Origin of the sequence: Stenotrophomonas thermophila, from assembly GCF_001499715.1 — a bacterium.
Classification (GTDB): domain Bacteria; phylum Pseudomonadota; class Gammaproteobacteria; order Xanthomonadales; family Xanthomonadaceae; genus Stenotrophomonas; species Stenotrophomonas hibiscicola.
In genome coordinates, this window is record NZ_CVIW01000054.1 from 1 (window position 1) to 4,597 (window position 4,597).

The following is a 4,597-nucleotide window of genomic DNA, read 5'->3' on the forward strand; positions in this document are numbered from 1 at the left end:
ACCCACTGAGCGGCGAACCGCGGCGGTTCAGCAGCCGGCGTCGTCTTTACCTGCCGGAGCAAGGCGGGTAGGGCTGTTCAGCGGAGCGGGCGCCGCGCCAGCCAGCGGTCCAGCTCGGCCGCGAACAGCTGCCGGTCGCGCGGTCCCAGTGGCGGCGGGCCGCCGGTCTGCACCCCGGCGCCACGCAGCTCTTCCATGAAATTGCGCATCGACAGCCGCTCGGCCATGTTGTTCGGCGTGTACAGCTGGCCGCGTGGGTTCAGCGCCACGGCCTTCTTCTCCAGCACCAGCGCAGCCAGCGGGATGTCCTGGGTGACGACCAGGTCTCCGGCAGCGACCCGTTCGACGATGGCGCTGTCGGCCACGTCCAGGCCTTGGGGCACCTGGATCGAACGCAGCCAGCGTGAGGGCGGGGTGCGGATCCGCTGGTTGGCAACCAGGGTCAGTTCGATCCCGACCCGTTCAGCGGCCCGGAACAGGATGTCGCGAATGACGGTGGGGCAGGCGTCCGCGTCCACCCAGATGCGGGGGAGGGCGGGTTCAGCTTGGGTTTCAGCTTCAGTCATTTACCCAGTGTAGGGTAGGAAAATCCTGAATGGGGACTCAGGGTTAGCCTCGACCGGCTGCCAACCCTTGCCACGTCTAGCGGGCGGGGCCAGCCCATGAACGCCCCGGCTATCGCTTTTTGCAGAAAACACGCGTATCGTTGGTCCCACTGTGTTTGCTAGGGTCACCGTGAATCGTGGCCTGGTGCAGTTGATCTCACGATCCGCTCATCGATCCGCTTTACCAACGCCTGCAACTCAGTCTCGGCCCCGATACCCGGTGGCTGCGATTTTTTCAACATGTGTTTCAGGAGTTAGTCAAATGTCTGATCGTCAGACCGGCACCGTCAAGTGGTTCAACGACGCCAAGGGCTTCGGCTTCATCACCCCGGAAAGCGGCCCGGACCTGTTTGTGCACTTCCGTGCCATCCAGGGCACCGGCTTCAAGACCCTGCAGGAAGGCCAGAAGGTTACCTTCATCGCCGTCCAGGGTCAGAAGGGTATGCAGGCTGACCAGGTGCAGGCGGTCTAATCCGTCTGCTGCCGTTTGGTAGCCAGAACGCCGGAAGCGAAAGCTTCCGGCGTTTTTTGTTGCCTGCTGTTCTGTAGCGGCGAGCCATGCTCGACTGCTTTCCAAAGACAGTCGAGCATGGCTCGACTCTACATCGGGCATGCACTGCGCGCGGTACGATGCGGGCCTCCCCAAGGATCATCCCCCATGCGCATCGTCCATCACCTGGAAAACTCCCGTTCCCTGCGCGTGCTGTGGATGCTGGAGGAGCTGGGGCTGGACTACGAACTGCGCCGTTATCCCCGCGATCCGAAGACGCTGCTGGCACCGCCCGAGCTGCGCAACGTGCATCCGCTGGGCAAGTCGCCGGTCCTGCAGGATGGCGAGCTGGTACTGGCCGAGTCCGGTGCCATCCTCGACTACCTCGCGGATCGCTATGACACCCAACGCCAGCTGTCGCCGTCACCGATACCGGCCGACGGGGCCGAACGCATCGCTTATCGCTACTGGCTGCACTACGCGGAAGGCTCGGCGATGCCGCCGCTGCTGTTGACCCTGGTGATGGGTCGCATCCGCAACGCGCCGATGCCGTTCTTCGCCCGCCCGATCGCGCGCAGCATCGCCGACAAGGCCGAGCGCGGCTTCATTGGTCCGCAGCGGCGCCTGCACCTGGACTGGATGGAGCGCCGCTTGGCCGAAAGCCCTTGGTTCGCGGGTGATCGGTTCAGCGCAGCCGACATCCAGATGAGCTTTCCGATCCAGGCTGCGGCCGCGCGCGGCGGTGGCCTCGACGACAAGCCGGCGCTGCGCGGCTTCCTCAAGCGCATTGGCGAGCGCCCGGCCTACCAGCGCGCCGAGGCCCACGGTGGACATCTGCAGGCGCTGAGCGCCAATTGAGGCCGTCGGCCGTCGCCCCCATCTTCAACACCATGGATAACGACAGCCCCCGTTTCGACAATCGCCTGCTGAATGCCCTGCCGGGTGACCCCGAATCCGGCCCGCGCAGGCGTGAAGTGCTGGGCGCCGCCTGGTCGCCGGTGATGCCGACGCCCGTGGCGGCGCCCACGCTGTTGGCCTGGTCGCCGGAGGTGGCCGCGATGCTCGGCTTCGATGCCGATGAAGTGGAGAGCGATGGCTTCGCCGATGTGTTCGGTGGCAATGCGCTGTACCCCGGCATGCAGCCGTGGGCGGCCAATTATGGCGGGCATCAGTTCGGCCACTGGGCGGGGCAGCTGGGTGATGGCCGCGCGATCTCGCTGGGCGAACTGGTCGCACCCGATGGCTGTCATTGGGAGCTGCAGCTGAAGGGTGCCGGCCCCACCCCGTATTCGCGGGGCGCCGATGGCCGCGCGGTGCTGCGCTCGTCCATCCGCGAATTCCTGTGCAGCGAGGCGATGCATCACCTGGGCGTGCCGACCACGCGCGCGTTGTCGCTGGTCGGCACCGGCGAAGACGTGGTGCGTGACATGTTCTACGACGGTCATCCCCGCGCCGAACCCGGTGCCATCGTGTGCCGTGTATCGCCGTCGTTCCTGCGCTTCGGCTCATTCGAACTGCCGGCCTCGCGTGGTGAAACTGGCTTGTTGCGGCAGCTGGTCGACGCGTGCATCGCCCGCGACTTTCCGGAGCTCGAAGGGCAGGGCGAGGCGCTGTACGGCGACTGGTTCGCGCAGATCGCGGTGCGCACTGCCGAGATGATCGCGCACTGGATGCGCGTCGGCTTCGTGCATGGCGTGATGAACACCGACAACCTGTCCGTGCTAGGCCTGACGCTGGATTACGGTCCCTATGGATGGGTCGAGGACTTCGATCCGGACTGGACGCCGAACACCACCGATGCCCAAGGCCGGCGCTATCGTTTCGGCATCCAACCGCAGGTGGCGTACTGGAACCTGAGCCGACTGGCGCAGGCGTTGTCGCCATTGTTTGCCGATGTCGAACCGTTGCAAGCGGGACTGGCGGCGTACCAGTCCACGTTCGTTGCCTGCACCCGTCGCGATGCAGCGGCCAAGCTCGGCCTGGCAGCGGCGGATGATGAGGACCTGCAGCTCTACCTGCGCTGGCAGCAGCTGATGCAGGACGGCAGCATGGACATGACGCTGGCCTGGCGCGCGCTGATGCGCGTTGATCCAACGTCGCCCGATGTGGGCGTGCTTGACGCGGTGTACTACGACGAGGCGCGCCAGCAGTCGGTGCAGGCACCGCTGCAGCAGTGGTTGCAGGACTACACGGCGCGGCTGCGCGTGGATCCGCTGTCGGCCAGCGAGCGCACGGCGAAAATGGCCGCGGCCAATCCGCTGTACGTGCTGCGCAACTGGCTGGCCCAGGAGGCCATCGATCGCGCCGAGCAGGGCGACCTCGGCGGTGTTCACGCGTTGCAGGACGTACTGCGCAATCCATACACCGAGCGTGCCGGTCTGGAACACTTCGCCAGCAAGCGCCCGGCGTGGGCCGACAATCGCGCCGGCTGCTCGATGCTGTCCTGCAGTTCCTGAGGGGGGGGTCGGCAGGGCTGCGCCCTGCACCTGCAGAGGCCAGATCAAAATCCAGAGCCAAAGCCAGAGCCAAAGCCAGAGCCAAAGCCAGAGCCAAAGCCAGAGCCAAAGCCAGAGCCAAAGCCAGAGCCAAAGCCAAAGCGGCTCTGGATTGTCGATGGTCTGGCGGGGCGGTGTGGGGCTGCAGGACACGCCGTAAACCCATCCTTGGGGGCTCGATGGCGCCATCCATGGCGCCAACGGTCCTGCAGCCCCACACCGCCCCACCTCCGACAGATTCCCGCTGCTGTGGGTAGGTGTCGACCTTGGTCGACACGGTAGATCCACGCCACGCGTGGATGCTCTTCGTTCAATTCTCGAAATATTCGATTTCGATAGAGATTCATCCACGCATGGCGTGGATCTACAGAAAGCAATGCCCGACAGATCGCAGAAATCTGTCGAAGGCGGGGTGGGTCCGGTTGCGGGAGTGTCCGCGGCATGGATGCCGCGGCCAAGCCCCCATGGATGGGTCTACGGCGTCTCCCGCAACCGGACCCACCCCGGCATCCCACAGGAAACCCGCTGTTGCCTTTGCTGTTGCTGTTGTTGTTGCCGTTGAGGTTGCCGGCCAGCGGCCGGCACTACCGCAGGTGCCGGGCGCAGCCCGCCGACACCCCCGACAGACAGCCGGCGCCCAGAACAGGTACCCTATGCCGCCATCAGATAGTCAATGTGACATGACCGACGCCCTCGTCGCTCCGCAGTGGGCCTCCCGCCTGCGCGACATCGCCGACTTCCCCAAGCCCGGCATCCTGTTCAAGGACATCATGCCGCTGCTCGCCCACGGCGGGGATTTCCACGGTGCGATCACCGCGATGGCCGACCGCTGGCGCGACCAGAAGCTGGATGCCGTGGTGGGCATCGAATCGCGCGGCTTCATCCTCGGCGCCGCGATGGCGCTGGAACTGGGGGTGGCTTCGTGCCGGTGCGCAAGCCGGGCAAGCTGCCGGGCCAGGTGCTGCGCGAGGAATACACGCTCGAATACCGCAGCGACTGCATCGAGG

The 4,597-nt window shown here is 65.7% G+C and carries 4 protein-coding genes and 1 pseudogene; 4 read left to right on the forward strand and 1 reads right to left on the reverse strand.

Translation table 11 applies throughout. The features are described from left to right. Positions 1-77: 77 nt before the first annotated feature. Positions 78-566 (reverse strand): YaiI/YqxD family protein, encoded by a 489-nt coding sequence (locus BN1263_RS16915; protein ID WP_058982780.1) that lies wholly within the window; start codon positions 564-566, stop codon positions 78-80. A gap of 301 nt (positions 567-867) precedes the next feature. Here BN1263_RS16915 and BN1263_RS16920 point away from each other — a divergent pair, with 301 nt between their 5' ends. The 4 genes and pseudogenes from BN1263_RS16920 to BN1263_RS16935 form a co-directional block, all read left to right on the forward strand. After that, complete coding sequence (locus BN1263_RS16920) at positions 868-1,077, forward strand: cold-shock protein (protein ID WP_004153307.1); 210 nt, start codon at positions 868-870, stop codon at positions 1,075-1,077. A 186-nt stretch (positions 1,078-1,263) separates the two neighbouring features. Then, the gene (locus BN1263_RS16925; RefSeq protein ID WP_058982782.1) at positions 1,264-1,953 is read left to right on the forward strand and encodes a glutathione S-transferase family protein; all 690 of its coding nucleotides are present in this window, start codon (positions 1,264-1,266) and stop codon (positions 1,951-1,953) included. A 32-nt stretch (positions 1,954-1,985) separates the two neighbouring features. Then, positions 1,986-3,551, forward strand: coding sequence for a protein adenylyltransferase SelO (locus BN1263_RS16930; protein ID WP_058982784.1), 1,566 nt, complete (start codon positions 1,986-1,988; stop codon positions 3,549-3,551). A gap of 719 nt (positions 3,552-4,270) precedes the next feature. Then, positions 4,271-4,597 (forward strand): annotated as a pseudogene (locus BN1263_RS16935) (adenine phosphoribosyltransferase); the annotation flags it as partial.

Bases quoted from the DNA above. Each gene is read 5' to 3' on its own strand.
- BN1263_RS16925 (WP_058982782.1), top strand. From the start codon at position 1,264: ATGCGCATCGTCCATCACCTGGAAAACTCCCGTTCCCTGCGCGTGCTG.
- BN1263_RS16930 (WP_058982784.1), top strand. From the start codon at position 1,986: ATGGATAACGACAGCCCCCGTTTCGACAATCGCCTGCTGAATGCCCTG.
- BN1263_RS16915 (WP_058982780.1), bottom strand. From the start codon at position 566: ATGACTGAAGCTGAAACCCAAGCTGAACCCGCCCTCCCCCGCATCTGG.
- BN1263_RS16920 (WP_004153307.1), top strand. From the start codon at position 868: ATGTCTGATCGTCAGACCGGCACCGTCAAGTGGTTCAACGACGCCAAG.